At 43.3% G+C, this 24,788-nt stretch carries 25 protein-coding genes, 1 pseudogene and 1 other annotated feature; of the genes and pseudogenes, 7 read left to right on the forward strand and 19 right to left on the reverse strand.

The annotated features are described in order from the left end of the window. Positions 1-14: 14 nt before the first annotated feature. Together IGI76_RS09995 and IGI76_RS10000 are read right to left on the reverse strand one after the other, a co-directional pair. A complete protein-coding gene (locus IGI76_RS09995; RefSeq protein WP_311902353.1) occupies positions 15-2,069 on the reverse strand; it encodes an ABC transporter permease in 2,055 nt (684 codons plus the stop codon). Further along, complete coding sequence (locus IGI76_RS10000; RefSeq protein WP_005229848.1) at positions 2,059-2,823, reverse strand: ABC transporter ATP-binding protein; 765 nt, start codon at positions 2,821-2,823, stop codon at positions 2,059-2,061. The genes IGI76_RS09995 and IGI76_RS10000 overlap by 11 nt, the downstream gene beginning before the upstream one ends. A gap of 287 nt (positions 2,824-3,110) precedes the next feature. Here IGI76_RS10000 and nrdD point away from each other — a divergent pair, with 287 nt between their 5' ends. Then, complete coding sequence (gene nrdD, locus IGI76_RS10005) at positions 3,111-5,306, forward strand: anaerobic ribonucleoside-triphosphate reductase (RefSeq protein WP_034869343.1); 2,196 nt, start codon at positions 3,111-3,113, stop codon at positions 5,304-5,306. A gap of 83 nt (positions 5,307-5,389) precedes the next feature. Next, positions 5,390-5,986: an anaerobic ribonucleoside-triphosphate reductase activating protein gene (nrdG, locus tag IGI76_RS10010; RefSeq protein ID WP_005229836.1), complete on the forward strand. Its 597-nt coding sequence runs from the start codon at positions 5,390-5,392 to the stop codon at positions 5,984-5,986. A gap of 137 nt (positions 5,987-6,123) precedes the next feature. Here nrdG and IGI76_RS10015 read toward each other — a convergent pair whose 3' ends face one another. The 13 genes from IGI76_RS10015 to dnaX form a co-directional block, all read right to left on the reverse strand. Continuing rightward, on the reverse strand, positions 6,124-6,780 hold the full coding sequence (locus IGI76_RS10015) for a DNA alkylation repair protein (RefSeq protein WP_016610941.1): 657 nt from the start codon (positions 6,778-6,780) through the stop codon (positions 6,124-6,126). 19 nt (positions 6,781-6,799) lie between these two features. Continuing rightward, positions 6,800-7,924, reverse strand: a complete 1,125-nt coding sequence (dinB, locus tag IGI76_RS10020; RefSeq protein ID WP_005229832.1) for a DNA polymerase IV — start codon at positions 7,922-7,924, stop codon at positions 6,800-6,802. Between the two features lie 150 nt (positions 7,925-8,074). After that, complete coding sequence (locus tag IGI76_RS10025; RefSeq protein ID WP_005229830.1) at positions 8,075-8,416, reverse strand: P-II family nitrogen regulator; 342 nt, start codon at positions 8,414-8,416, stop codon at positions 8,075-8,077. A gap of 16 nt (positions 8,417-8,432) precedes the next feature. Further along, positions 8,433-9,650, reverse strand: a complete 1,218-nt coding sequence (locus IGI76_RS10030) for an ammonium transporter (RefSeq protein WP_195961201.1) — start codon at positions 9,648-9,650, stop codon at positions 8,433-8,435. Positions 9,651-9,821: 171 nt separating this feature from the next. Next, entirely contained in the window at positions 9,822-10,682 is an 861-nt protein-coding gene (gene rsmI / locus IGI76_RS10035; protein ID WP_015509949.1) for a 16S rRNA (cytidine(1402)-2'-O)-methyltransferase, read from the reverse strand. Positions 10,683-10,752: 70 nt separating this feature from the next. Next, on the reverse strand, positions 10,753-11,100 hold the full coding sequence (locus IGI76_RS10040) for a DNA replication initiation control protein YabA (RefSeq protein WP_026008088.1): 348 nt from the start codon (positions 11,098-11,100) through the stop codon (positions 10,753-10,755). 19 nt (positions 11,101-11,119) lie between these two features. Next, positions 11,120-11,920, reverse strand: coding sequence for a PSP1 domain-containing protein (locus IGI76_RS10045; protein WP_005229821.1), 801 nt, complete (start codon positions 11,918-11,920; stop codon positions 11,120-11,122). A gap of 29 nt (positions 11,921-11,949) precedes the next feature. Continuing rightward, positions 11,950-12,882, reverse strand: a complete 933-nt coding sequence (gene holB, locus IGI76_RS10050) for a DNA polymerase III subunit delta' (RefSeq protein WP_015509950.1) — start codon at positions 12,880-12,882, stop codon at positions 11,950-11,952. Between the two features lie 14 nt (positions 12,883-12,896). Beyond that, complete coding sequence (locus tag IGI76_RS10055) at positions 12,897-13,226, reverse strand: cyclic-di-AMP receptor (protein WP_005229817.1); 330 nt, start codon at positions 13,224-13,226, stop codon at positions 12,897-12,899. 32 nt (positions 13,227-13,258) lie between these two features. After that, positions 13,259-13,906, reverse strand: a complete 648-nt coding sequence (gene tmk / locus IGI76_RS10060) for a dTMP kinase (protein WP_005229815.1) — start codon at positions 13,904-13,906, stop codon at positions 13,259-13,261. A 20-nt stretch (positions 13,907-13,926) separates the two neighbouring features. Beyond that, positions 13,927-14,523, reverse strand: coding sequence for a recombination mediator RecR (gene recR, locus IGI76_RS10065; protein ID WP_005229813.1), 597 nt, complete (start codon positions 14,521-14,523; stop codon positions 13,927-13,929). A 14-nt stretch (positions 14,524-14,537) separates the two neighbouring features. Beyond that, positions 14,538-14,852: a YbaB/EbfC family nucleoid-associated protein gene (locus IGI76_RS10070; RefSeq protein WP_005229811.1), complete on the reverse strand. Its 315-nt coding sequence runs from the start codon at positions 14,850-14,852 to the stop codon at positions 14,538-14,540. Between the two features lie 20 nt (positions 14,853-14,872). Continuing rightward, positions 14,873-16,594: a DNA polymerase III subunit gamma/tau gene (dnaX, locus tag IGI76_RS10075; RefSeq protein WP_015509951.1), complete on the reverse strand. Its 1,722-nt coding sequence runs from the start codon at positions 16,592-16,594 to the stop codon at positions 14,873-14,875. A gap of 283 nt (positions 16,595-16,877) precedes the next feature. Between dnaX and IGI76_RS10080 the strand changes: the two are divergent. The 3 genes and pseudogenes from IGI76_RS10080 to IGI76_RS10090 all read left to right on the forward strand — a co-directional run bounded on the left by IGI76_RS10080 (position 16,878) and on the right by IGI76_RS10090 (position 20,066). Continuing rightward, positions 16,878-18,107, forward strand: a pseudogene (locus IGI76_RS10080) (SPFH domain-containing protein). A 16-nt stretch (positions 18,108-18,123) separates the two neighbouring features. Beyond that, positions 18,124-19,245 (forward strand): TFIIB-type zinc ribbon-containing protein, encoded by a 1,122-nt coding sequence (locus IGI76_RS10085; RefSeq protein ID WP_311902342.1) that lies wholly within the window; start codon positions 18,124-18,126, stop codon positions 19,243-19,245. Beyond that, positions 19,242-20,066, forward strand: a complete 825-nt coding sequence (locus IGI76_RS10090; protein WP_121261039.1) for a TPM domain-containing protein — start codon at positions 19,242-19,244, stop codon at positions 20,064-20,066. Before IGI76_RS10085 ends, IGI76_RS10090 begins: the two co-directional genes overlap by 4 nt. 199 nt (positions 20,067-20,265) lie before the next feature. On the opposite strand, the gene IGI76_RS10095 is transcribed toward IGI76_RS10090, so the two are convergent. Next, positions 20,266-21,234: a pyridoxal-phosphate dependent enzyme gene (locus IGI76_RS10095; RefSeq protein ID WP_175496481.1), complete on the reverse strand. Its 969-nt coding sequence runs from the start codon at positions 21,232-21,234 to the stop codon at positions 20,266-20,268. Between the two features lie 210 nt (positions 21,235-21,444). Between IGI76_RS10095 and IGI76_RS10100 the strand changes: the two genes are divergently transcribed. Both IGI76_RS10100 and IGI76_RS10105 read left to right on the forward strand, forming a co-directional pair. Continuing rightward, the gene (locus IGI76_RS10100; RefSeq protein ID WP_311902337.1) at positions 21,445-22,464 is read left to right on the forward strand and encodes a branched-chain amino acid aminotransferase; all 1,020 of its coding nucleotides are present in this window, start codon (positions 21,445-21,447) and stop codon (positions 22,462-22,464) included. A 148-nt stretch (positions 22,465-22,612) separates the two neighbouring features. After that, on the forward strand, positions 22,613-22,786 hold the full coding sequence (locus tag IGI76_RS10105; protein ID WP_005231922.1) for a hypothetical protein: 174 nt from the start codon (positions 22,613-22,615) through the stop codon (positions 22,784-22,786). A gap of 116 nt (positions 22,787-22,902) precedes the next feature. Here IGI76_RS10105 and rplL read toward each other — a convergent pair whose 3' ends face one another. The 3 genes from rplL to rplA all read right to left on the reverse strand — a co-directional run bounded on the left by rplL (position 22,903) and on the right by rplA (position 24,781). After that, positions 22,903-23,274 carry a 50S ribosomal protein L7/L12 gene (rplL, locus tag IGI76_RS10110; protein WP_003127081.1) on the reverse strand — a complete coding sequence of 124 codons (372 nt, stop codon included), beginning with the start codon at positions 23,272-23,274 and terminating at the stop codon, positions 22,903-22,905. Positions 23,275-23,335: 61 nt separating this feature from the next. Then, a complete protein-coding gene (gene rplJ, locus IGI76_RS10115; protein ID WP_016610861.1) occupies positions 23,336-23,836 on the reverse strand; it encodes a 50S ribosomal protein L10 in 501 nt (166 codons plus the stop codon). Positions 23,837-23,901: 65 nt separating this feature from the next. Beyond that, positions 23,902-24,028 (reverse strand) — a sequence feature (ribosomal protein L10 leader region). Positions 24,029-24,091: 63 nt separating this feature from the next. Further along, a complete protein-coding gene (rplA, locus tag IGI76_RS10120; RefSeq protein WP_005229790.1) occupies positions 24,092-24,781 on the reverse strand; it encodes a 50S ribosomal protein L1 in 690 nt (229 codons plus the stop codon). Positions 24,782-24,788 lie beyond the last annotated feature (7 nt).

Genomic DNA, 24,788 nt, shown 5'->3' on the forward strand with positions numbered 1-24,788 from the left:
TATCAAGAATTCAATCAAGTTTCAATTATTCGCAGACACAGCTTGACGGTAATCAAATAGGCAAATAGATAGACGACTGCTGCAACTGCCGCAAACAAATGAGCCACCCAATACCCAGGACTGTCGATGATTTGGGTGAAGGTATTAATGGCAAAGACGGCATGCAAGATCGCCAGTAACGTACCTGGCATAAAAATCCAGATGTTTTGCCAGTAAACGAGTTTACGTACTTCTTTTCGGGTGTAACCTAGTTTGGTCAATAATCGGTAATTGTGTTTCTCCCGCTCGGTATTTGAAAATTGCCGAACGATCAAACTGCTGGATGTCGTGATCAAAACGATCACACCTACAAATAATGACACAAACAAAACGATTCCTGCTTGCCGCCGCACGCCGCGCATCGTTGTAAAACGATTCGCTAAGGTCAGTCGATATGCGGTCATCTGGTTATTCTCACTGGTGGAATCTCGGGCAGTCTCTGGATAAAAACGCACGCTTTTTTGGTCATCGCTAAACTCATAGGTCAAAGGATGCGTCCACTCGATCGGCAGCTCTTCATCTAGCAGCTGAGTCAAGCTCTCCGTTTGCACCTTGTCTGTTTGTAAATAAGCAACGCTATAGGTGAAGCCCTCAACTTGCTGGTACGCATAATCTTGGATGACAAGGACATTCGGCAAGGAATAGCGCAAGGCAGAATCCCCAAAATAATCCTGTTCTGCTTGAATGAGTTTGAACGTATGTTGATTGCCGATTTTGACCTCATCGCGATAGGTGATAAACGAACGAGTCACATCGTATTGACTGTCAAAAAGCACCGCTTGTTTATCAGTACTCAGTTGAATCTCCGGGGCATCGGGAACCAGTTTTCGCAGACGCTGATAATCAGAAAAAGCGACCAGATTCACCATGATATTTTCAATATTTTCGTCTTGCAACTCTCCAAGGTAACGGGTTTGAACCGTCATATTGGTCATTTTATAGGGAATCGATTGTTCGGCAATAATCGGTGTATCGGCTTTTTCTAAAAGGTCCCGCAAGGTATCTGCCTGCTCTTCTGACACTTGAAAGGACGTTGGATAAATGCGGTTCGTTGCTTGATAGTTTAATGAGATGACCCCCATCGTTCCCCCGATCAGGGAGATTGCGATCGCTGTGATGATCGTCAAAAGCGCATAGCTTTTCCACGTTCTTTGCAAGTAAGCCCGCACGTTATTGTAAGCAATCAGTTTCGCCCCTTTGATAAGACGTTTTTTCGGCTTACTCAAAAAATATAACAATGCCGGCAACGAGCAATCAAAAAAAAGATAGGTTGCCGTCACACAACAAAACAGAATCAATAAAGGAATCCATAAAATTGCTGAAAAATCTTGTGTGTACGTGATATAGTTGGTCCAAGTTTCCCGCAGGGTCAAAGACAAATAGTAGCCTACCCCCAGTAGAATCAGACCTAGAACCCCCATTAATGAACGAAACGGGGTCATTTTCATTTTCTTGATCGGTAAGCGGTATTCAGTCTTGATCAGCTCACTCATTGGGGTACGCCATACAAAAAGGATCACTTGAATACTCAAAATAATCATCGCCGCGATAAAGACAAAAACCGTTGAAAAAATCGATTGGGGCGAATTAAAGAAATGACTCGTTAAATTCAAGCCCATCGCTCGAATCAAAATCATAGAAAAAAATTTCGAAAAAATAATCCCCATAAAGATGCCGGTCACTAAAGAGAAAAAGTTCAATAGAAACGTTTCCCGCAGCAACAGCCAAGCCAGACGACCTTGCCGCAGCCCCAAAAGCTGGTAAACACTGATTTCTTTTTGCCGCTGACTAAGAAAAAAATGATTGGCACTCAGCATAAAAAACAAAACGACAAAGGCAACCACACTGCTGCCGAATCCTAAAACCCCTTCAATGCGGATATCTTGCTGGACCCGTTGATTCAGCAGACGATCATTCATCAAGGCGTTAAAGGAATAAAAAATCATCACGGCGGTCATCATACAAATAAAATACACCATATAGTTGCGAAACTGCCGCAAGAAACTCCGCCAGCCGATTTTAAACAACATGGCGCGGACCGCCTCCAATCGTTGCCTGCATATCGATGATTTTTTCGAAAAATTCCTGACGCCCGCCTTTTTTGACGACTTCTGCAAAGAAGACACCGTCTCGGATGAATAAAATTCGGTTGCAGTAGCTGGCGGTGAAAGGATCATGGGTGACCATCAAGATCGTTGTTTTCTCTTGTTGATTGATTTGCGCTAAATACCGTAACAATTCTGTCGCCGCTTTTGAATCAAGGGCGCCAGTGGGTTCATCAGCAAAAAGGACCGCCGGACGACTAATGATTGCTCGAGCAGCAGCGACCCGCTGTTTTTGCCCTACAGACAATTCTTCTGGGTAGCGATCTAACAAGTGCTCGATTCCTAACAAATTGGCCGTTTGTTCAATGCGCTCTTGGGTTTCACTTACGGGCAAGCGATCAATGGCAAGGGGAAGCAAGATATTGTCTCTGGCAGTCAACGTCTCTAAAAGATTAAAGTCTTGAAAGATAAAACCGATCTGCTGACGACGAAAATCACTGAGGGCTTTTTCCGACATTCGGGTAATGTCTTTGCCATCGATATAGATCGAGCCTAAGCTAGGTCGCATGATTGAAGACAACAGATTCATCAAGGTCGTTTTCCCAGCGCCGCTGGGCCCCATGACCCCGACAAATTCTCCTTGATCCACTGCAAAAGAAAGGTTATCTAATACTTTGGTTTGATTGAAACGAGTGCCGTAACTTTTGGTCAGATGCTTCACATCAATCATATTTTTCACATAGAACCCTCCTTTAATAAAATTCTCTCCTTATGGTAGCATACTTTTTCATTGAATACTTCTGCTTCAAAACAGAGAAAAAATAAATTTAAAAAAGTTTTTTATTCATTATGTGAAACATGGAACAACCAAATCCTTAATCTTATCAGTTTTCTCAGAAAACACTCCAATGAATATACACCATATATTGTGTATATCCAATTTACCAACCCTTATTCACCACTATATATAGTTGCTCATTTCTACAATTTGTTTTATTATATTGAGGAAGATAAGGAGTGGTAGAAATGATGAACATTAAGAGAAATCCTGAGCAAGGGTTGGAAAGACAGTCCGCTTTGCGTCAGTTAAAAATCGTAAAACGTGATGGACGGCTTGTCGATTTTGATGATCAAAAAATTTACGATGCGTTAGTGAAAGCCCTAAGAAAAATCAACGGCGAGCTTTCTCCCATCGACCACGAAAAAATCACCGAGATCGTTGACAGTGTCGATCACGAGATCGCGGAACGTTTTCGTACGAATGTAAAAATCTATGAGATCCAAAATATCGTCGAGCATATCTTATTAGCAAAAAACGAGTATGCCTTGGCTGAAGAATATATCAACTATCGGACCCATCGTGATTTCGAGCGCAGCAAAGCCACAGACATCAACTTTACGATCAACAAATTGATGAATAAAGATCAATCGGTCGTCAATGAGAATGCCAATAAAGATAGCAATGTGTTCAATACACAACGTGATTTGACCGCTGGGATCGTAGGAAAATCGATCGGTTTGAAAATGCTCCCTCCTCACGTGGCAAATGCTCACCAAAAAGGCGACATTCATTACCATGACTTGGATTATCATCCTTACACCCCAATGACCAACTGCTGCTTGATCGATTTTAAAGGCATGCTGAATAATGGGTTTAAAATTGGGAACGCCGAAGTGGAATCGCCAAAATCAATCCAAACGGCCACCGCTCAAATCTCACAAATCATTGCAAACGTAGCATCGAGTCAATATGGCGGCTGTTCTGCTGATCGAACAGATGAATTATTGGCTCCTTTTGCTGAGTTGAATTATCAAAAGCATCTAAAAGATGCCGAAGAATGGATCGAGTCGCCTGAACGTCGGGAAGCTTATGCGAAGAGCAAAACGCGCAAAGATATCTACGATGCAATGCAAAGTCTAGAATACGAAATCAATACGTTATTCACCTCAAACGGACAAACGCCGTTTACTTCCCTTGGGTTTGGTTTAGGAACCAACTGGTTCGAACGGGAGATCCAACGAGCGATTCTCCAAATTCGCATCAACGGGTTAGGCAGTGAGAAGCGTACCGCTATTTTTCCAAAATTGATCTTTAGTATTCGCCGTGGCGTCAACTTGGCCCCTACCGATCCGAACTATGATATTAAAGAACTGGCTTTAGAGTGTGCCACCAAACGGATGTATCCTGATATTTTGAATTATGATAAATTGGTTGAATTGACCGGCAGCTTTAAAGTGCCGATGGGCTGTCGTTCTTTCTTGCAAGGCTGGAAAAACGAACGTGGCGAAGAAGTCAATGTCGGTCGGATGAATCTAGGCGTCGTAACATTGAATATTCCTCGGATCGCCTTAGAAGCAAATGGTGATCAAGAAAAATTCTGGACGCTGCTGGAAGACCGTCTGCAAATCGTCAAGGATGCTCTTGTCTATCGGGTGGAGCGCTGTAAAGAAGCCAGCCCTGCGAATGCGCCGATCCTTTATATGTATGGGGCTTTCGGTGAACGTTTGGATCGCAAAGACAATGTGAATGAACTATTCAAAAACAAACGTGCTACTGTTTCTCTTGGATATATCGGTTTGTATGAAGCTGCTTCGGCTTTTTATGGTGGAACATGGGAACAAGATCCAGAAGCAAAAGCCTTTACCCTAGCGATCGTGAAAGAATTGAAAGCTCATGCAGATGCTTGGGGCGATGAATACGGCTATCATTTCAGCGTGTATTCGACGCCTAGTGAAAGCCTGACTGATCGTTTCTGCCGCTTGGATACCGAAAAATTCGGTGAAGTTGAAAACATTACCGACAAAGAATACTACACCAACAGCTTCCACTATGATGTGCGGAAAAATCCGACACCATTTGAAAAACTTGATTTTGAAAAAGAATATCCAAAATACTGTTCTGGCGGGTTTATTCATTACTGTGAATACCCAGTCTTGCAGCAAAATCCAAAAGCGTTAGAAGCGGTTTGGGATTACGCTTATGATCGGGTCGCCTATCTTGGAACAAATACCCCTATCGATCACTGTTATGAGTGTGGGTATGAAGGAGATTTCAATCCAACCGAACGGGGCTTCGAATGCCCGCAATGCGGCAATCATGACCCAAAAAGTTGTGACGTCGTCAAAAGAACCTGTGGGTATCTTGGAAATCCTCAAGCTCGTCCAATGGTCAATGGACGGCACAAAGAAATTTCTGCCCGGGTCAAACATTTGCAAGAATAAACGAAAAAGGAGTGCTAGATTTCTTCTACACTCCTTTTCTTGAAGACCAATCCCTGTAATTCATGATAGAAAGAAGTTTTCTTATGAGAAATCCGAAACCTAAAGAATGGCAAGCCAAAGAATATAGCCAAAATTATATTGCTGATTACAAAGCCTTCAACTTTGTTGATGGTGAAGGCATTCGAAATAGTTTATACGTGAGCGGCTGTCTCTTTGCTTGTGAAGGATGTTTTAACAAAGCGGTCCAAAACTTTCGCTATGGTACACCTTTTACGCAAGAACTAGAGGATCGAATCATCGAAGATCTGCGGCATGATTATGTCCAAGGGCTGACCCTCCTAGGCGGCGAACCTTTCTTGAACACAACAGTCTGTCTGAAAGTCGTTGATCGGGTTCGTGCTGAATTTGGGCACAGCAAAGATATTTGGAGCTGGTCAGGCTACACCTATGAAGAATTGCTTTTGGAAACACCCGATAAATTGGAACTTTTATCCAAAATCGATATTTTAGTCGACGGTCGTTTTGAACTGAGCAAACGAAATTTAAACTTGCAGTTTCGCGGCAGCAGCAATCAACGAATCATTGATCTTGCTGCATCTCGGGAACAAGGAAAAGCGGTTATCTGGGCAAAGTGCAAAGATGCTGAAGCAAGCTACGAACAAATCAAAAAACAAATTTAAAAACTAAAAACACCGTGCATCTTGAGGTGACCCCAAAAGTTAGACCAAAAAATCGAACTTTTGGCGGTCACCTCCTCTTCCTTCAAAGATGATGCACGGTGTTTTTTTATGTTATATCAACTCAGTGACCAAGCTTTTTACAGGTACTTACTTGCTTCACGAATCGTCAAAGGCGCCAGACTTGTTTGATAGCGAAGCAGAAAGTCTTGGACCCACTGAGGATTCGTCTTGGCATAATCTCGTAAGCTCCAACCAATGGCTTTGTTGATAAAGAATTCAGAACTCCCCAAATTATTGACGAGGACCTCTTCAAGCAGTGGTTGATCCATCTGTTCTTTTTGCAGCAGTTGATGGAGTATTGCCACTCGCCGCAGCCAAAGATTTTCCTCAAGACTCCAGCGAAGCATTTCAGCTTTTAACGCTGGCAGTCGGCGAACTAGTTTTCTGACAACCTCACTTAGGGCGTCCACGCTATCCCACCAAGCTTTTGTTATGACTAGCTGTTCAATTTTTGCCAGATCGATGGCCGCTAGAAACGGCTCCATCACCACTAAATAATCAATCGCAAGGTATTGGTGTTCCCGATAGCTGCTTTGCCAACAATGATCGATAAAGTCCCAATCAACCGTTTTCGTTTGTTTTGCAGCTTTGAAGGTCGCTTTCTCCTGCTGGCGGCGCAACGGCGTAGGAATGCCTAAAAAATCAAACTGATGCCGCATGTAGGCGGCCATTTTTTCACTTCGCTCCTGATTAGCCAATCCTGTCATCGTGTCATATACTTGATAGAGTGTCATTTTGCTCCTCCTCTTCAGCCTACTGCTCGTCAGATAGTTGCCATAAGGGCAGTACGATATTTTCATAGGTCAGTGGATCAAGATTTGTGACGGTGATCCCCAAAAGACGGATGCCTTTTTCCAGACCTAAAATTTCTTCCCAAATCAGACTTGCTTCGGAAAATAGCTGTTCTTTTTTATGAACATAGGTTGGCAAGGTCACTCGCTTGGTGATCGTAGAGTAATCACTGTAACGAACTTTCAACACGACCGTCTTGCCATGTTTTTGTGTGCGCTTCAGTGATCTTTCGACTTCTTCTGCGATAGCCCGTAACTGGCTCAATACTTGTTCTTCACTGGTTAATGGATTGCCGTATGTATGCTCTTTTCCAACTGATTTCCGTTCTCTCGTCACACTAACTGGGGAATCATGGATCCCTCTAACTTTCCGATACAAGGAATACCCCATTTTGCCAAATTCACGAATCAGCGCCATCTCACTCCAGCCATACAGATCAGCTCCTGTAAAAATACCTAACTCATGCATCCGCGGAACAGTTTTCTTCCCGATCCCGTGAAATTTATCAATGGGTAATTGTTGCAAAAATGCCACTGCCTCATCTGGCATCACCACCGTCAATCCTCGTGGTTTATGATAATCCGAAGACAGTTTTGCCAAGAATTTGTTGTAACTGACTCCTGCCGAACAGGTCAGATGAGTCTCTTGCCAGATGTCTCGTTGAATCAAACGAGCGATCTTAATTGCTGAAGGACAATTGATCTTGTTGACTGTGACATCTAGATACGCTTCATCAATAGAAACTGGTTCGATGATGTCGGTGTATCGATGAAAAATTTCTCTGACTTGCTGGGACACTTCACGATACTTTTGATGATTTCCCGGTTTAAAAATCGCTTGCGGACAAAGCTCATAAGCTTTTTGCGCACTCATTGCCGAGTGGATGCCATATTGTCGTGCCAGATAATTGGCGGTCGTGACCACTCCTCGTCCGCCAGTATCACTTGGGTGACGGGCAATGACGAGGGGATGCTTGGCAAGCTCTGGATCATCCCTTTCTTCCACCGAAGCAAAAAAAGCATCCATATCAATATGAATAATTTTGCGGCTCGTATCATTTTTTAAGGGAAATTGCAGTTCCGACATCGTTGTTCACCTCACTTCTTATTATAAACGAACAGAGGTTCCCTATCAAGCAAGGAATCGAGGGAAGCACGCAAAAAGGACCAATCTTCATTGGTCCTTCCTTCTACATTCACTGCTTTTGCGGCCCTCTTCATGGTCCAAGAAGTTCTACTATAAGGCAGCTTCCCCTCGTTCATTAGTGCGAATCCGAATCGCTTCTTCCAACGGGTAGACGAATATTTTGCCGTCACCGACTTCATCTGTCCGACAGATCGATACAATCAGCTCAATCACCGCATCGACTTTTTCATCTGCTAAAACAAAACGGACATTTACTTTTGGTAAAAGAGTTGTGATCACTTCTTGGCCACGAATAAACTCTTTGAGGCCTTTTTGATTGCCACAGCCCAGCACTTGACTGACTGTCATGCCGCTGATCAAATCAGACTGATCCAAAGCGGCCTTTAGTTCTTCTAATTTTTCTTGGCGAATAATCGCTTCAACTTTTTTCATGACTGCTCCTCCACTCTTAAGAGTCTAACCCCATAAAGGTAGGATAGGCCGTTTCGTCATGTTCGATCCGATCCATCCCCACTGCTTCTTCTTGTTGCGATACGCGAATCGGCATTACCCATTTGATCAAAGTGATAATGACAAAGGATAAGATACCTGCGAATAGAATCGTAAATACGATACTTTCGGCTTGTGCGAGAAAAAGATCAACGCCGCCATAGAGCAATCCTGACCGTCCACCCACTGCTGGATCCGCAAAGATCCCCGTCATCAAACCGCCAAAGATCCCGCCTACGCCATGGCAGCCAAAGGCATCCAGCGCATCATCTAATCCTAGACGATGTTTGATGACAGAAATAAAGAAGTAGCAAAACGGACTGACTAAAGCGCCAATGATAAAGGAAGACCAAAGCGAGACAAATCCCGCACCTGGTGTGATGGCAACTAAGCCCACGACGGCTCCAGTACACGCACCAACGATCGTCGGTTTGCCCAACACGATTTTTTCGATCAGCATCCAAGAAAGCATCGCACTGGCTGCTGCCGTATTCGTGGTCATTAGGGCGTGGATCGCTAGACCATCAGCTGCTAACGCAGAGCCAGCATTAAAGCCAAACCAGCCAAACCATAAAAGGCCAGCACCTAGTACAACAAAGGGAATATTATGAGGACGATATTCGGTTTGATGAAATTCTCGCCGCTTACCGACAACGACCGCTAAGACTAACCCACTGATACCCGAACTGATATGAACGACATTGCCTCCTGCAAAATCGATCGAGCCGATCGCATCTAAGAAACCGCCGCCCCATACCATATGTGCCATTGGAAAATACACGAGAACTAGCCAGAAGCCGATAAATAGGAAAATAGCTGAGAAACGCATTCTGCCCACGACAGATCCAGTAATGATCGCCGTTGTGATCAAGGCAAACATCATTTGAAAGGCCGCAAATAACCCTTCAGGAATCCCTTCTCCTTCTGTCATCGAGACATGATTGAAAAAGACTTTATCTAAATTCCCAATAAATGAGCCTGTGCCGCTAAAAGATAAGGTATACCCTAAAGCGACCCATAGCACAGACGCCAAGCCCATCGTACAAATCACCATCATCATGGTATTGAGGATGTTTTTGCGACGTTCCAATCCTCCGTAAAAAAATGCCAATGCTGGAGTCATAAGAAAAACCATGCCGCTACAAATTAAAATAAATGCAATATTCCCTGTGTTCATTTTTGACGCCTCCTTTTCTTTATGTTATCTATCCTAACATCATATTTTCAAATAATCTAGATTTTTCTGAGAAAACCGTGAATTTTCTGAAAATAGCTAACTATTGATGTCAGATAATTTAACACAAGTCCGAAAAAAGACAAAAAAATACCGAGAGAATTCTCGGTATGATTACGTTTCTAATTGATGGTAGGCTTGATAAACAAGCTGTTTCTTCACTTGATTGCGTTTAGCCACTTCTTTGATGGCTTCTTTCGAAGACAAGTCTGCCTCTTCCATCAAGGCTGCCACCTGTTCAGCATAGCTTCCTTCATAAACGACTTCAGGGATTTCAGAAGCGCCTTCCACTAATAGACAGCATTCCCCTTTGATTGGTTGTTGGTCGAGGTATTCAATCAATTCTGAAAAGGTCCCTCGCAAATATTCTTCGTGGATTTTTGTCAATTCACGGCAGATAACTGCTTGACGTTCTCCCAATACCTCTTTCATCGTTTCGATCGTCGCTGCGATTCGATACGGTGACTCATAAAAAATCATCGTAGCTTTTTGGCTTGCCAATTCACTTAACGCTTGCTTTTGTTCTTTTTTCTTACGAGGTAAAAAACCATAAAAAAGATTCGGCTGCGGTGATAAGCCAGAAGCGATCAGCGCGGTCAAACCAGCCGTAGGTCCTGGGAGCGCAATCACTGCGATTCCTTCGACCAAGCACGCCTTGACTAATTCATGACCTGGATCACTAATGGAGGGCATACCAGCATCACTGCATTGGGCAATAGTCTTGCCCATTTGCAGCTGTTCTATCAGCTGTGGCACCCGTTCTTTATAATTGTGTTCATGTAAGCTTTTTTGCGGTGTCGCAATCTCAAAATGATTCAACAATTTCTGGGTATTTCGAGTATCTTCACTTGCGATCAGGTCCGCTTCTTTTAAAATTTTGACACATCGGAACGTCATATCTTCCAAGTTACCGATCGGTGTTGGAACAAGATACAGTTTCCCAGTGTCTTGTTTATAACTTTGCTGCTTTTGCATGTACTGCTCCTTTCGAAAAAAAGACCAGCAGAAACTGATCTTTTTTCTAACGAACCGCTTCGTCTGTCAGCTATTTGCCGCTTTCACGATAGATCACTTCTAGACAAAACGCACAAGGTTCGTCATGTTCTCTGCGAGAACCGTATAAGTCATAACAAACATGAAATCCTTCTTCGTAAATCTTTTCTAAATTCATCCGTGATTTAGAAAGCTCTTGTTTGACCGATTCAGCGGGTGCATCTGCCACTTGGTTCAACTCACGAATGTGTTCACGTAAGCGTTGATTTTCCAATTCTAATGTCGTATTTTTTTCGACGATTTCTTGCAAAGACTGCTTCATTTCCGCTAGATTATTCAAGGAATTTTGCAACTCCACTTCTAACTGATTCAATCCGTCATATATTGATCGTTTGTCCATGCTCATTATGGTCACCTACTTATTTTGTCACTAGTTCTTCATAATCATACTCGATTGGTGTTTGCCGATCATGCAAACGGACTTTGATCACTCGGCTCAACAGATCCAGCCCGACCACACGCCCTTTGCCATCTGGCGTTTCAACTTCCTTGCCGCGATCCGGCAATTCTTTTTTTGCACGCTCATACTCTTCACTTTCGTACTTAAGACAACACATCAAACGACCACATAACCCTGAAATTTTTGCAGGATTCAAGGAGAGTCCTTGATCCTTAGCCATCTTGATGGACACTGGGATAAAATCGCCTAAAAACGTCGCACAGCATAGTTTGCGACCGCAGGGTCCAACTCCGCCTAGCGCCTTTGCTTCATCCCTGACACCAATTTGCCGCAGTTCGATCCGTGTATGAAATTCACTTGCCAAGTCTTTGACCAACTCACGAAAATCAACGCGGCTTTCTGCCGTGAACGAAAAAATCAGTTTTGTGCGCTCAAAGGTATATGCCACCCGAATCAGCTTCATTGGCAGCTGGTGTGCTCGGATTTTTTCTTTCCCGATTTTCAACGCTTCGTCTGCTGCTTTTTGATTGGCGGCAGCTTGCTCCAAATCTTTTTTCGTCGCTCGACGCAGGATCGGTTTGACTGCTTGAGGCAAATCGCTCTCATTCATTTTTCTGCTTTTTGTAACCACCGTGGCAAGACATTTGGCATCTTGTGATTCCACGATGACTTGTTCATTTATGGTATAGGTCTGTTTTTTTGGTGTGTAAAAATAAATCTGGCCCACGTCATGATAACGCACTCCGACAACTTCGATCATCTCTGGTCTCCTTTTCCGGCTGCTGCGTTTTATCCATAGATGATTTTCACGGAAAATTGTTCTGCCACTCCTTGGAAAGACACATTGGCTTGCAATTTTTTTTGTGCTTGCAATGCGGCTTCAATGGCACGATTGATCTCTTTTCCCCATAAACCTTGTGCCAACAATCGATCTCGTTCCTCTTGAAAGTAAAATAACAAGAGCAAAAAGATTTCTGATTGCTGATTTTTTTCTTTTGCTAGACCCAATAATTTTTTCTGAACAAAAATAAATGCTTGCGGGTCTTTCTTCAAAAGGTAATTCACCCAACGCTTAACAGCATCCTTAGTTTCATTAAACCATTCATTCTGCGAGATTTCAACTGCTTTATGATAACTATTCGTCAAGTGGCTCAGAAGTCGACTCGTCTCTTTGGAAAGTCCTTCTTCTTGGAGCTTCTCCTGTAGTTTTTCTTTTGACAGCTGCGAAAAATGAATGATCTGACAGCGAGACTGAATCGTCGGCAAAATACGTCCTAAACTCTCAGTTTCTAAAATCGCCAAAAAGTTTCCCACCGGTTCTTCCAAAAACTTTAATAGGCTGTTGGCAGCGCTGTTGTTCATTTTGTCAGCTTGAGACAAAATAAAGATTTTCAGACGACTTTCAAAGCCGCTTTTTGAGAACTCCTCTTGCAGCTGCCGAATCTGGTCGACTTTGATCATCTGCCCATCCGGCTCGATTTGGATGACGTCAGGATGCTCTCCTTGGGCGATCCGCAGACAATTGCTGCAAGTGCCGCACGGGGCTTCTTCTTGCACATTGGTACAAAAAAGGCGTTTTGCGAGCCACAGACTTAATTCGTGCTTGCCAGTCCCCTTGTCCCCTTCAAAAAGATAAGCATGAGCAATGCGCCCATGCTTGATACTTTTTTTTAGTTGGGCAAAAACAAGAGGCTGATATTCTTGTAGAAATAACTCCTCCATGAAAAGCTCCTTTTTTAATATTGATGGAATCCGTCAACCGGTAGCACGAACACAGTTGCTCCGCCGACTTCGACTTCGACTGGATAAGGAACTTGACCGTCTAAGGAAATGTCTAAAGACATCGGTGTCGAGACATATTGTTTTCTTGATTGACAGGTTTTTTTGATCAATTCTAATGCATCTTGTACCCGATCGTCTTCAATACCAATGATAAACGTACTGTTGCCAGCCTTTAAAAACCCACCCGTTGAGGATAATTTTGTAGCACGGATATTGGCATCAATAAACTCATTTGCCAAACGATTACTGTCTTTGTCTTGTACGATTGCCATAATTAATTTCATGGGACCATCTCCTTTGTGTTATCCAACCTACTCTAGATTGACTTGAAGTAAGCAGGATACGATTCAACGATTGCTGAATAGCTGGATTCAACAACTTCTTGTAACCCCATTCTAGCATCAATCTTATGAATGCGTACAGGATTTTCTTCCGCCAGCTTAAGATACGCATGACGAACCCGTTGATGAAACTCCAATCCTTCCGAATCTAAGCGGTCATATTGATGTGCGCGGTTTTCTTGGATGCGACGCAAGCCAGTATCAGAGTCAACATCTAGATACAAGGTAAAATCAGGCGTCGTTCCTTCCGTCGCAAACTCGTTGATCCGTGCGATCTCAGGAATCCCGATGCGGCGTCCAGCTCCTTGATAGGCAAGCGAACTGTCAACAAAGCGGTCACAGATCACGATGTGTCCAGCATTTAATGCCGGCAGGACAACCTCAATCAAGTGTTGGCGGCGGGCCGCTGCATAAAGTAAGGCTTCCGTCCGCTCATCCATTTCTTCATTTCGCGGATCTAAAATAATTTTACGAATCTTTTCAGCGATTTTAACTCCGCCAGGTTCTCTTGTTTTCACGATTTTTCTTGTTGCTTCAAGCTGTAACCGAGGATACAACTCTTCGATCACACTGGTTTTTCCAGCACCATCCGGTCCTTCGATGGTTATAAACAATCCATTCACCCTAATTGCCTCCAATATCTTTATAATTCTCGGCGACCTTCTACTGCTTTTAGCAAGGTCACTTCATCCGCGTATTCAATATCGCTGCCCACAGATAAGCCATGAGCCAAACGCGTGACTTTAATACCAGCAGGCTTGATCAAACGTGACATATACATCGCCGTTGCTTCACCTTCCGTGGTCGCATTGGTCGCAATAATCACTTCTTTGACCTGATCATCATGCAGCCGCTGTATCAGCGATGCAATGTTGATATCTTCTGGACCTGTCCCTTCCATCGGGGATAACACGCCATGCAGCACATGATAAAGTCCATGATACTCCCGGACTTTTTCTAGTGCCATGACATCTTTAGGCTCTTCAACCACTAAAATCGTTTCTTTGTCTCTTGTTGGATCACTACAGATCTCACAAGGATCTTCTTCAGTTATATTTCCGCAAATACTGCAAAAGTGCAAATCTCGTTTGACACTAAGCAACGATTTGGCAAACTCATTGACGACTTCTTCTTTCATATCGATCGTATAAAATGCCAAACGTGTCGCGGTTTTTTGTCCGATTCCCGGCAGTTTCATGTAACTGTCGATCAATCGGGCGATCGGTTCAGGATATTGCACCGTCATTTCTCCTTTTATAGACCCGGAATGTTTCTTGTGTATTTGCCCATCGTTTGTTCCGATTCTTTTTCAATTTTCTTCAATCCGTCATTGACAGCTAAAATGATCATATCTTGCAGCATTTCCACATCGTCAGCATCAACGATCGCTTCATTGATAGTAATGTCTTGTAACGTCTTATCGCCAGTAAAGGTCGCTTTGACATAGCCATTTGTCGATTCGCCGATAAATTGTTTGCTGTTCAGCGCTTCTTGTTCTTTCATCATTTCTTTTTGCATTTTTTGCATTTGTTTCATCATGCCTTGCATATTTCCCATGCCTCGCATCATTATCAATCACTCCATTTTCATTAATTTTCTTCAATGCTGGTTAATTCACCAAATAACTCTTGCGCTTTTGTTACTAAGTCGTCATTTTCAGGTTCGACAGGAGCGGCTTCGGTCTCTTCTTGGTCTACTTCAATTTCCGAATCTGCCGTTGCTTGACCGCCGGCCAAAAACTCTTGCCGTAGTGCTGGCCAACTTTCTTTTGTGATAAAGACAGCCTGTGGGGCGTAGTCTTTGATCATGCGAGACAATTGATTATGGATCATCAATTGAAACTCTTGGTCGTTACTTGCTCGCTGGCATAAGATCTCATAGTCAAAAGCGATCACGACGCCCGATTCGCTGGCAGCTTTTGCTTCACTGGAATGCAGCATCGCTCTTTGCGTCACGGAAAGAGACATCAAAAGATCGTCCCAAACATTGCGAACGTTTGCCAAGTCTTTCTTCGTTGCACTTTTCAGTACTTGGAACACGCGTTCCTTTGGTAAACGGAACGTAGTGGTCGCCTTGGCTTTCTTCACTGGCGCAGTGGTTTCCGCAACGGCACCTGCCGGTCGATTCTCCTGCAGTCGTTGCACCTCTGCCTGAAGTTTTTGCAATGCTTGCCGTAACTGCGCCACTTCTTGACTATTATCAGCTGAATTGCTAGCAACAGCAGCACTTTCTGGATCATTGGCTAATTTGACCACAGCCACTTCCAGATAGATCGTAGGATTGTTCGTAAATCGTACTTCATTTTGCGTATCGTTTAAGACCGTGATCCAGTGATAGATTTTTGCTGGCGGGGTATTTTTTGCCAGTGTTTGAAACGCTTCAGTCAATTGCAGCGACTTTTCAGATAGCAGCTGCGGCGCTTGTTGATACATCAGCAAGTCTCGACAATAAACCAACAAGTTTTCCAATAAACGTCGGGCTTCTTTACCAGAGGCTAATAACTCCCGCAAGGTCGCTAACGCATCGGCAACTTCTTTTTCCCCGCAAGCTTGCATCAGACGGTCCATCATTTCATAGGACAAGCTGCCCGTCACTTCAAGAGCATCTTGGGTCGTTACGGTTCCATCACTAAAAGCGATCGCCTGGTCGGTGATACTCAAGGCATCCCGCATACCGCCTTCTGCGGCTCGCGCAATGATCTGTAAAGCTTCTGCTTCGTAATTGATCTCACTAGTAGTAAGGACCGTTTCTAAATGACCCACGATATCTTGCGTATTGATCCGTTTGAAATCAAAACGTTGGGTTCGAGAAATGATCGTTGCTGGAATCTTATGGGGCTCTGTTGTTGCCAAAATAAAGACAACATTTTTCCGTGGTTCTTCCAATGTTTTTAGTAAAGCGTTGAATGCGCCTGTTGACAGCATGTGCACTTCATCAATGATATAAACTTTGTATTCAGCTTGGGTCGGTGCATAGTTCGCACGATCACGAATAAAGCGAATTTCTTCTACACCGTTGTTGCTTGCCGCATCGATTTCGATCACGTCTTCTTGCGTCCCTGCTGTGATTGAGCGACACATATCGCACTCATTGCAAGGCTCACCGTTGACCTGGTTCGGACAATTGATGGCTTTGGCAAAAATTTTCGCTGCACTTGTTTTCCCGGTTCCTCGAGGACCCGTAAATAAATAGGCATGCGAGATCTGGTTTTGATCGATTGCATTTTTTAAGGTTTGGGTAATTGCTTTTTGTCCGACAACATCATCAAAACGCTGAGAACGCCAAACACGATATAATGCTTGATAAGCCATAGTTTTCCACACTCATTTCAAAATTCGCTACCTTCTATTATACGTAATATCAGCAAAAAAAACCACCGTTTGCGTGGGGGAATCTCAAAAGAAATGGAAATTTAATCCGCAATCTCCAATTTGTCTCTTTTATTCAAATCCACCTGCGAACGAACCGTTTATTGATGGATTTTGCGAAAAACTCCTCTCCAACTTTAGACTGATAACGTAAATCTCACCTCCTATGGTATAATGAATCTATGTTCATCTATTGTGATGAAAACAATTTAAAGGAGGACTGAAAATGGGTATTATCAAAGCGGCAACAAGCGCAATTGGCGGCGGATTAGCAGATCAATGGCTAGAGGTGATCGAGCCTGACAATATGAGCGATTCGACAGTAATGACAAAAGGTGTCAAAGTGCGGCGTAATGACAAACGCGGTTCCAACAGAAAAGGCACAGAAGATGTCATCACTGATGGCTCAGTGATCCATGTCTATCCGAATATGATGATGTTATTGGTTGATGGCGGGCGAATCATCGATTATACCGCCGAAGAAGGCTACTATACAGTGAAAAACGAATTAGCGCCTTCAATGTTAAACGGTTCATTGAAAGATGCGATTTCTGAAACGTTTGACCGCTTTAAGTTTGGTGGCGTTACACCGCAAAAACAACAAGTTTTTTATATCAATCTACAAGAAATCAAAGGGATTCGCTTCGGTACTTCCTCGCCTTTGAATTATTTTGACAACTTTTACAACGCAGAACTTTTCTTGCGGGCGCACGGAAACTATTCCTTACGAATTACCGATCCAATTTTGTTCTATACGAATGCGATCCCAAAAAACAAAAGTCAAGTCGATATCAACGACATCAACGAGCAGTACTTAGCTGAATTTTTGACCGCCCTACAAACAGCGATCAACAAAATGTCCGCTGATGGCGAACGAATTTCTTACGTTCCATCTAAGAGCATGGAATTAAGCAAATATATGGGAACAGTTCTTGATGACAGCTGGCGAGAACTCCGAGGAATGGAAATCGTTTCGGTTGCCGTCGCAAGCATCTCTTATACGGATGATTCCGTAAAATTGATCAACATGCGGAACCAAGGGGCAATGTTAGGTGACCCTTCGATTCGTGAAGGCTATGTTCAAGGTTCGGTAGCTCGTGGTATGGAATCTGCCGGTAGCAATGCCGCTGGCGCTACGACTGGGTTTGTTGGCATGGGCATGGGGATGAACGCTGGTGGCGGTTATTTGAACCAAGCGTCACAAAACAACCAACAGCAGATGCAGCAGCAACAAGCACCTGCACAAAGCAACGCAGATCATTGGGACTGCCCACAATGCGGCACATCTAATACTGGTAAATTCTGCAGCAATTGCGGCACGCCTAAACCAACGAGCGATTGACCAAGTCTGAAAATGAAATGCAGCGATTGTGGTGAAGTGATCGATTTAGCCAACGGCATTCCAAAATTCTGTCCGAATTGCGGCAAACCTTTCAAAGGTGTCCCAGTAGACTAATTGAGGAGGATTGCTGATGGATGTTATCACACATAAGTGCCCCAATTGCGGGGGCGCTTTAACCTTTGATCCTGGCGATCAAAAATTTCATTGTCCATTTTGTCTGAGTATTTTTACTGAAGACGAAGTCACTGCCTTTGAAGAAAAGCAAAAAGAAGCGCAAATGGCCGCTGATTCTTCTGTAGATGCCACGGCTGCCTCAGTGACGGAGCCGAGCCTTGAAGAAGAAGTGCAGCAACAAGCCAATGCACAAGCGGGACAGATGGACCTTTTCACCTGCCCCAGCTGCGGTGCTGAAATCGTGACGGATGCGACTACAGCTGCAACCTATTGCTACTTTTGCCATAACCCGGTCGTTTTATCTGGACGGCTTTCGGGAGAATTTTTGCCAAACAAAGTCCTTCCCTTTGCGATCGAAAAAGAAGAAGCAACGCAAAAGTTTTTAGAATGGGCGCAAAAGAAAAAATTCGTCCCACGGGATTTCTTCGACCAAGCACAAGTAGAGAAATTGACTGGCGTATACTTCCCTTATTGGGTCGTCGATGCCGAGATGAACGGCTCCCTTTCAGGAATGGGTACCTCCTTGCGTATTTGGCGCGTTGGTGATATTGAATATACTGAACACAAACAATACGATGTCTTGCGACGAGGAAAAATCAAGGTGAATGAATTGCTCAAGCATGCGCTGTCAAAAAACGTCCAACAAAAAATGGTAACTGGCGTTCAGCCGTTTCCCCTTGAAAAAGCTGTTAATTTTCGCAGTCAGTATTTAGCCGGCTTCCAAGCAGAAAAAAGAGACATTGAATACATTGATCTTTCCGACGAAGTCAAAAACGAATTATCGGGGTATGCTGAAAACCTGTTAGCAGGTACCGTCAATGGCTATACTAGTTTTAAACGCAACAATCGATCCATCAATCTAACAAAAGAAGAAAACAATTACGTTTTGCTTCCTGTATGGCTAGTGACCTATCGAGCCGATGATGAAAGCAAGAGTGCCTTTTATTATGCGATGAATGGGCAAACAGGAAAAGTTAGCGGTGTTTTACCAATCAGTTACAAACGCTTGGGAATCGTCAGTGGCGCAATTTTCGCGGCAACGACCATCCTCGCATTGATTGGAGCGTATTTCTTATGAAAAAACTATCCTATTTGTTGCTTCTGCTGGTTGGCTTTTTCTTCACCACCCTGCCCGCCTTCGCAGCCGAAGAGACAGTCGCAGACCACGCTGGACTTTTTACCGAACAAGAAATCCAGAAGTTGAATGAAGAAGCAGAAGCGCTGAATGCGAAAATCAAAGGCGAAGTGTTTATTCAAACAACGAACAGCAACACGGGAGATATCGAGTTGTATACTAATCGATATCTTTCAAGACGGATCGGCAACGACAACAATGGATCCGCTTTGGTGATCGATATGTCGCAACGTAAATTTCACGTTTCGACTTCTGGAAATATGATCGATTACCTCACCGATTCACGTCTAGACAATCTTCTTGATGCGGTATTTGACCAGATGGCAGAGGGAAATTATTACCAAGCGGCATTGGTCTATCTGCAAAAAGCAGCTGGTTTTGTGGAAGCAGGTGTTCCTGCCGATCACTATCGTATCGATCGTGATACTGGAAAAATTACTTATTACAAAGTGATGACGCCACTAGAAATTGCTATTTGCTTAGCAATCGCAGCAGTGATCAGTATCGCCTTTTTCATCATTGTTAAATCCCGTTACCAATTAAAAATGGGCGGCTACAAATTTAACTATCTAGAAAAATCAAGTATTGATCTGACCCAAAAAGAAGATCGCTTAGTCAACTCCTTTGTCACAACCAGACGCATCCCCCGTCCTTCGAATAATGGCGGAGGCGGCGGTGGTGGCGGTTTTTCTGGCGGCGGAGGCGGCAGTACGACCCACTCTTCTGGCGGCGGTACTTTCGGCGGCGGCGGACGCAGTTTCTAATCGTTAAATAGTTCTTTTGAATGTAAAAAAGAGTTCCTTCAAACGGGAACTCTTTTTTTTGCTGCTATTCATACCATGAATCGACAAGATCCTTTAGCTATCGTCACAATGATTTTGACCCTATCGCCGGTAAAGATATAGAGATCCTTTTGATAATTTCAAATGTACCTCATCGATTTTACTTGAGTATGCTTTTTATTCAAATCATTTCCTTAAACACAGAGAAATCAATATTGCCGCCGGAGACCAATGCCACAGTTTTCTTTCCTCGAAGTAAATGATCGATTTGTCCGCTTAAAATCGCCGCTGTACTTAATGCACCAGCACCTTCTGCAATGACTTTTTCCTTCAAAGCCAAGTAATGGATCGCTTGTTCGATGTCGGATTCTTCAACTAAGACCGTTTCATCGATACGGGTCTTTAAAACATCATAGGTCAGCTCCCCTGCTAAAGCAACATCACAGCCATCGGCGATCGTTCTACTGCGGCGATTGGCTACCAGCTTTTGCTGCCAGATCGAGGCGATCATACCATAAACGCCATAGGATTGAACGCCGATGATTTTGACTTCTGGACGAAGTTCTTTTAAGGCTAAAGCCATCCCAGCGATCAACCCACCACCGCCGATGGGAATAATGACATTATCAACATCTGGAAGATCCTCCAACAGTTCGATCGCAATCGTTCCTTGCCCCTCCATTACTGCCCGATCATCAAAGGGAGAGACAAAAACTTCGCCACTGTCTTTCATGGCGTCTACTGTCAGTTGCTTGGTTTCATCAAACGTCTCTCCTGCTAAAACGACTTGTGCGCCATAGCTTCTTGTCGCCTCTATTTTTGTTTTAGCAGCCGTTAATGGCATAAAGATTCGGACATTGATCCCCAGTAACGATCCTGCGAGAGCAACACCTTGCGCATGATTTCCTGCAGAACAGGCGATGACACCGCGAAGTTTTTCTGCATCAGTCAATGAAGCGAGCTTGTTATACGCCCCCCGCGCTTTAAAGGAGCCGGTACGCTGTAGATTTTCTAATTTCAAAAATATCGTGCCCTCTTTTTCTTTGCCTAAAATATTACTTGGTGCAAGTGGTGTATGGATCATGATTGGTTTCAATCGTCGATACGCAGCAGCGATCCCCTGACTGTCCGTCAACACTTCCTCAATCACAAACGTTCCCCCTTTTTTGTTTTTTTATACTCTCATTGAAGCACAGAACTTGTAGAAAAACAAACTGGGGAACTCGTACAAGCAAAGATCACTTCCCCTTTCTTTACACGTTAATGTCACCAAATATTCTTACAGAAGAATTTTCAGAAAATAATGACATTTCTTTTCTGAAGTGCTATACTTAGAAAAATTAAAAAAGGGTGTGAACGAATGACAATCGATTGGTCAAATTTAGGGTTTTCTTATATCAAAACGCCATGGCGTTTTTTGGCAACATGGAAAGACGGTTCTTGGAATGAAGGCAAACTTACCGAGGATAATTATCTGCATATCCACGAGGGCTCAACCGCTCTTCATTATGGACAGCAATGTTTTGAAGGACTAAAAGCCTACCGAAGAAAAGATGGCGGCATCAATTTATTCCGTCCAGACGAAAATAGCAAACGGATGAACCGCAGTGCCTATCGTCTGCGCATGCCAGAGGTTCCTAAGGACTTCTTCTTAGATGCGGTAAAACAAGTTGTAAAAGCAAATCAGGAATATGTTCCGCCTTATGGCAGCGGCGCCACCTTGTATATTCGTCCGCTATTGATTGGCGTCGGAGAAAACATCGGTGTCAGTCCAGCACCAGAGTACATTTTTACGGTTTTTTGTATGCCTGTCGGACCTTACTTTAAGGGCGGATTGACACCGACCAATTTCATTGTTTCTGATTATGATCGCGCGGCACCAAATGGTACTGGTGCAGCCAAAGTCGGCGGAAATTATGCGGCGAGTTTATTGCCTGGATACGAAGCCCATCAACGGAAATTTTCCGACTGCATCTATCTTGATCCAGAAACACATACCAAAATCGAAGAAGTCGGTTCTGCCAACTTTTTCGGGATCACGGCTGACAATGAATTTGTGACACCAAAATCTCCTTCTATTTTGCCAAGTATCACAAAATATTCATTGCTGCATCTAGCGCAACATTCATTAGGATTGACCCCGGTTGAAGGTGATGTTTATCTCAATGAGCTGGATCGTTTTGTCGAAGCGGGTGCCTGCGGAACAGCTGCTGTTATTTCTCCGATCGGCGGGATCCAAAACGGTGAGGATTTCCATGTGTTCTATAGCGAAACGGAAGTTGGTCCACAAACCAAAGCATTGTATGACCAATTGACCGGCATTCAATTCGGAGACATTGCCGCACCAACTGGTTGGATCTTTGACGTCCCATTGGGTTAAGCGAACCGTGTATATCCTCTTCAGCTGAACGATCCGTTGTGATCGTTCGGTTTTTCTCTTTCTATCGATCAATTTATCATCACTACATTAGAATTGATTGCCACAACTCTTTTGACTTGTTACAATCATAGCAAAGGGAGGCGTAATGATGGGCAAACGACTCGGCTATTCTTTGCTAGCAACAGCATTGTATTTGGTGGTTTCCAATATCGGTAATCTCGTTTTTGGTATCAACCGCAGTTTTAGCTGGACCACAACATTGTGGGAAGCATTTTTCTTTTTTATTTTTGTGTTCTTATTCCAACAATTTAGAAAAAAATAAGCAGTGATCCTCGCTAGTAAGAAACGGGGATCGCTGCTTATTCCTTTTGCAGGGATTTCATTTATTAAAAAAAGCGCCAAACCCCTTCATACGAATGGATTTGACACTAAGAAAAATTATTTAACTGTTACTGAAGCGCCAACTTCTTCTAAAGCTGCTTTCAATGCTTCAGCTTCGTCTTTAGAGATACCTTCTTTAACTGCTGAAGGAGCTCCGTCAACGACTGCTTTCGCTTCTTTCAAACCTAAGCCAGTTGCTTCACGAACTGCTTTGATAACTTTAACTTTTTGATCGCCAGCTGCAGTCAATTCTACAGTGAATTCAGTTTGTTCTTCAGCAGCACCAGCATCGCCAGCTCCACCAGCTACAGCTACAGGAGCTGCAGCAGATACGCCAAATTCTTCTTCGATAGCTTTAATTAAATCGTTTAATTCTAAGATTGTCGCGCCTTTTAGCTCTTCGACAATGTTTTCAATGTTCAATGCCATTTTGTTTTCCTCCATTTAAGTAAGTAGTTTAGTTTTTTAATACTGAAAAATCATGCGGCAATTATGCTGCATCTTCTTCTTTTTCTGCCACTGCTTTGACAGCGTAAGCCACGTTGCGGATAGGTGCTTGTAGCACAGATAGCAACATAGAAAGAAGTCCTTCGCGGTTTGGCAATTTCGCCAATGCAGTAATTTCTTCCAATGAAGAAACTTTGCCTTCGATGATACCGCCTTTGATTTCTAAAGCTTTTGCGTCTTTTGCGAAATCGTTAATGATTTTTGCAGGTGCAACAACGTCTTCGTTACTGAATGCTACGGCAGTAGGACCAGTGAATACTTCACCTAAACCTTCTAGACCAGCTTTTTCAGCAGCACGAGAAAGAATTGAGTTTTTGATAACTTTCATCTCAACGTTTGCATCACGCAACTGTTTACGTAAGCGAGTTACTTCATCAACAGTTAGTCCACGGTAGTCAACAACGACTACAGATGCGGCTGCAGAGAATTTTTCACTCACTTCATCAACGATCGCGGATTTTTTAGCGATAGCTGCTTCACTCATTTATATTTCACCTCCTGATTTTGATGGAAGAGTTTCTTCGAAACGAACGGTTCCTTTGTCTTAAAAAAAGACAATAAAAAACTCTATGCCACCGTAGACATAGAGGGACTATTGAAGGTTCTCAATAAACGTCCTCGGTAGGAAATTAAGGCAAATGCCACCTACTGTCTTCGGTACAGTTAAACTTTTAACCTTGACTACCTTACCATAGATAAGGCAGTCAAGTCAATAAAAGTTTTAAATTTTTGTAATAAATTAGAAAGAAGCTTGTTCTACATGGATCCCAGGTCCAAATGTTGTTGTAACTGAGATATTTTTCATGTATTGACCTTTTGCTGCTGAAGGTTTAGCTTTCAACAATGTTTCATGGATCGTTTTGAAGTTTTCGATCAATTTGTCATCTTCAAAAGAAACTTTTCCGATTGGTACGTGGATGTTTCCAGCTTTGTCAACACGGTAAGTAACTTTACCAGCTTTTACTTCGTTAACTGCTTTTGTTACGTCCATTGTTACTGTACCAGTTTTAGGGTTAGGCATCAAACCTTTAGGGCCTAATACACGACCTAATTTACCAACAGTAGCCATCATGTCAGGCGTTGCAACAACAACGTCAAAGTCGAACCAGCCACCTTGGATTTTTTGAACCATATCGTCGTCACCAACGAAATCAGCACCAGCTGCTTCTGCTTCTTTGGCTTTATCGCCTTTAGCAAAAACTAAAACTGTTTGTGTTTTACCAGTACCGTTTGGTAATACAACCGCGCCACGGATTTGTTGATCCGCTTTTTTAGGGTCTACGTTTAATTTGTAAGCAACTTCAACCGTTGCGTCGAATTTTGCAATATTTGTTTCTTTTGCCAAAGCTACTGCTTCTTCAACTGAATAAGCTTTTGTAGCATCAACTTTTTTCAATGCTTCTTGCATTTTTTTGCTTTTTTTAGCCATTTTGTTT

Source organism: Enterococcus sp. DIV2449a, from assembly GCF_051711225.1.
GTDB classification, from domain to species: domain Bacteria; phylum Bacillota; class Bacilli; order Lactobacillales; family Enterococcaceae; genus Enterococcus_D; species Enterococcus_D casseliflavus.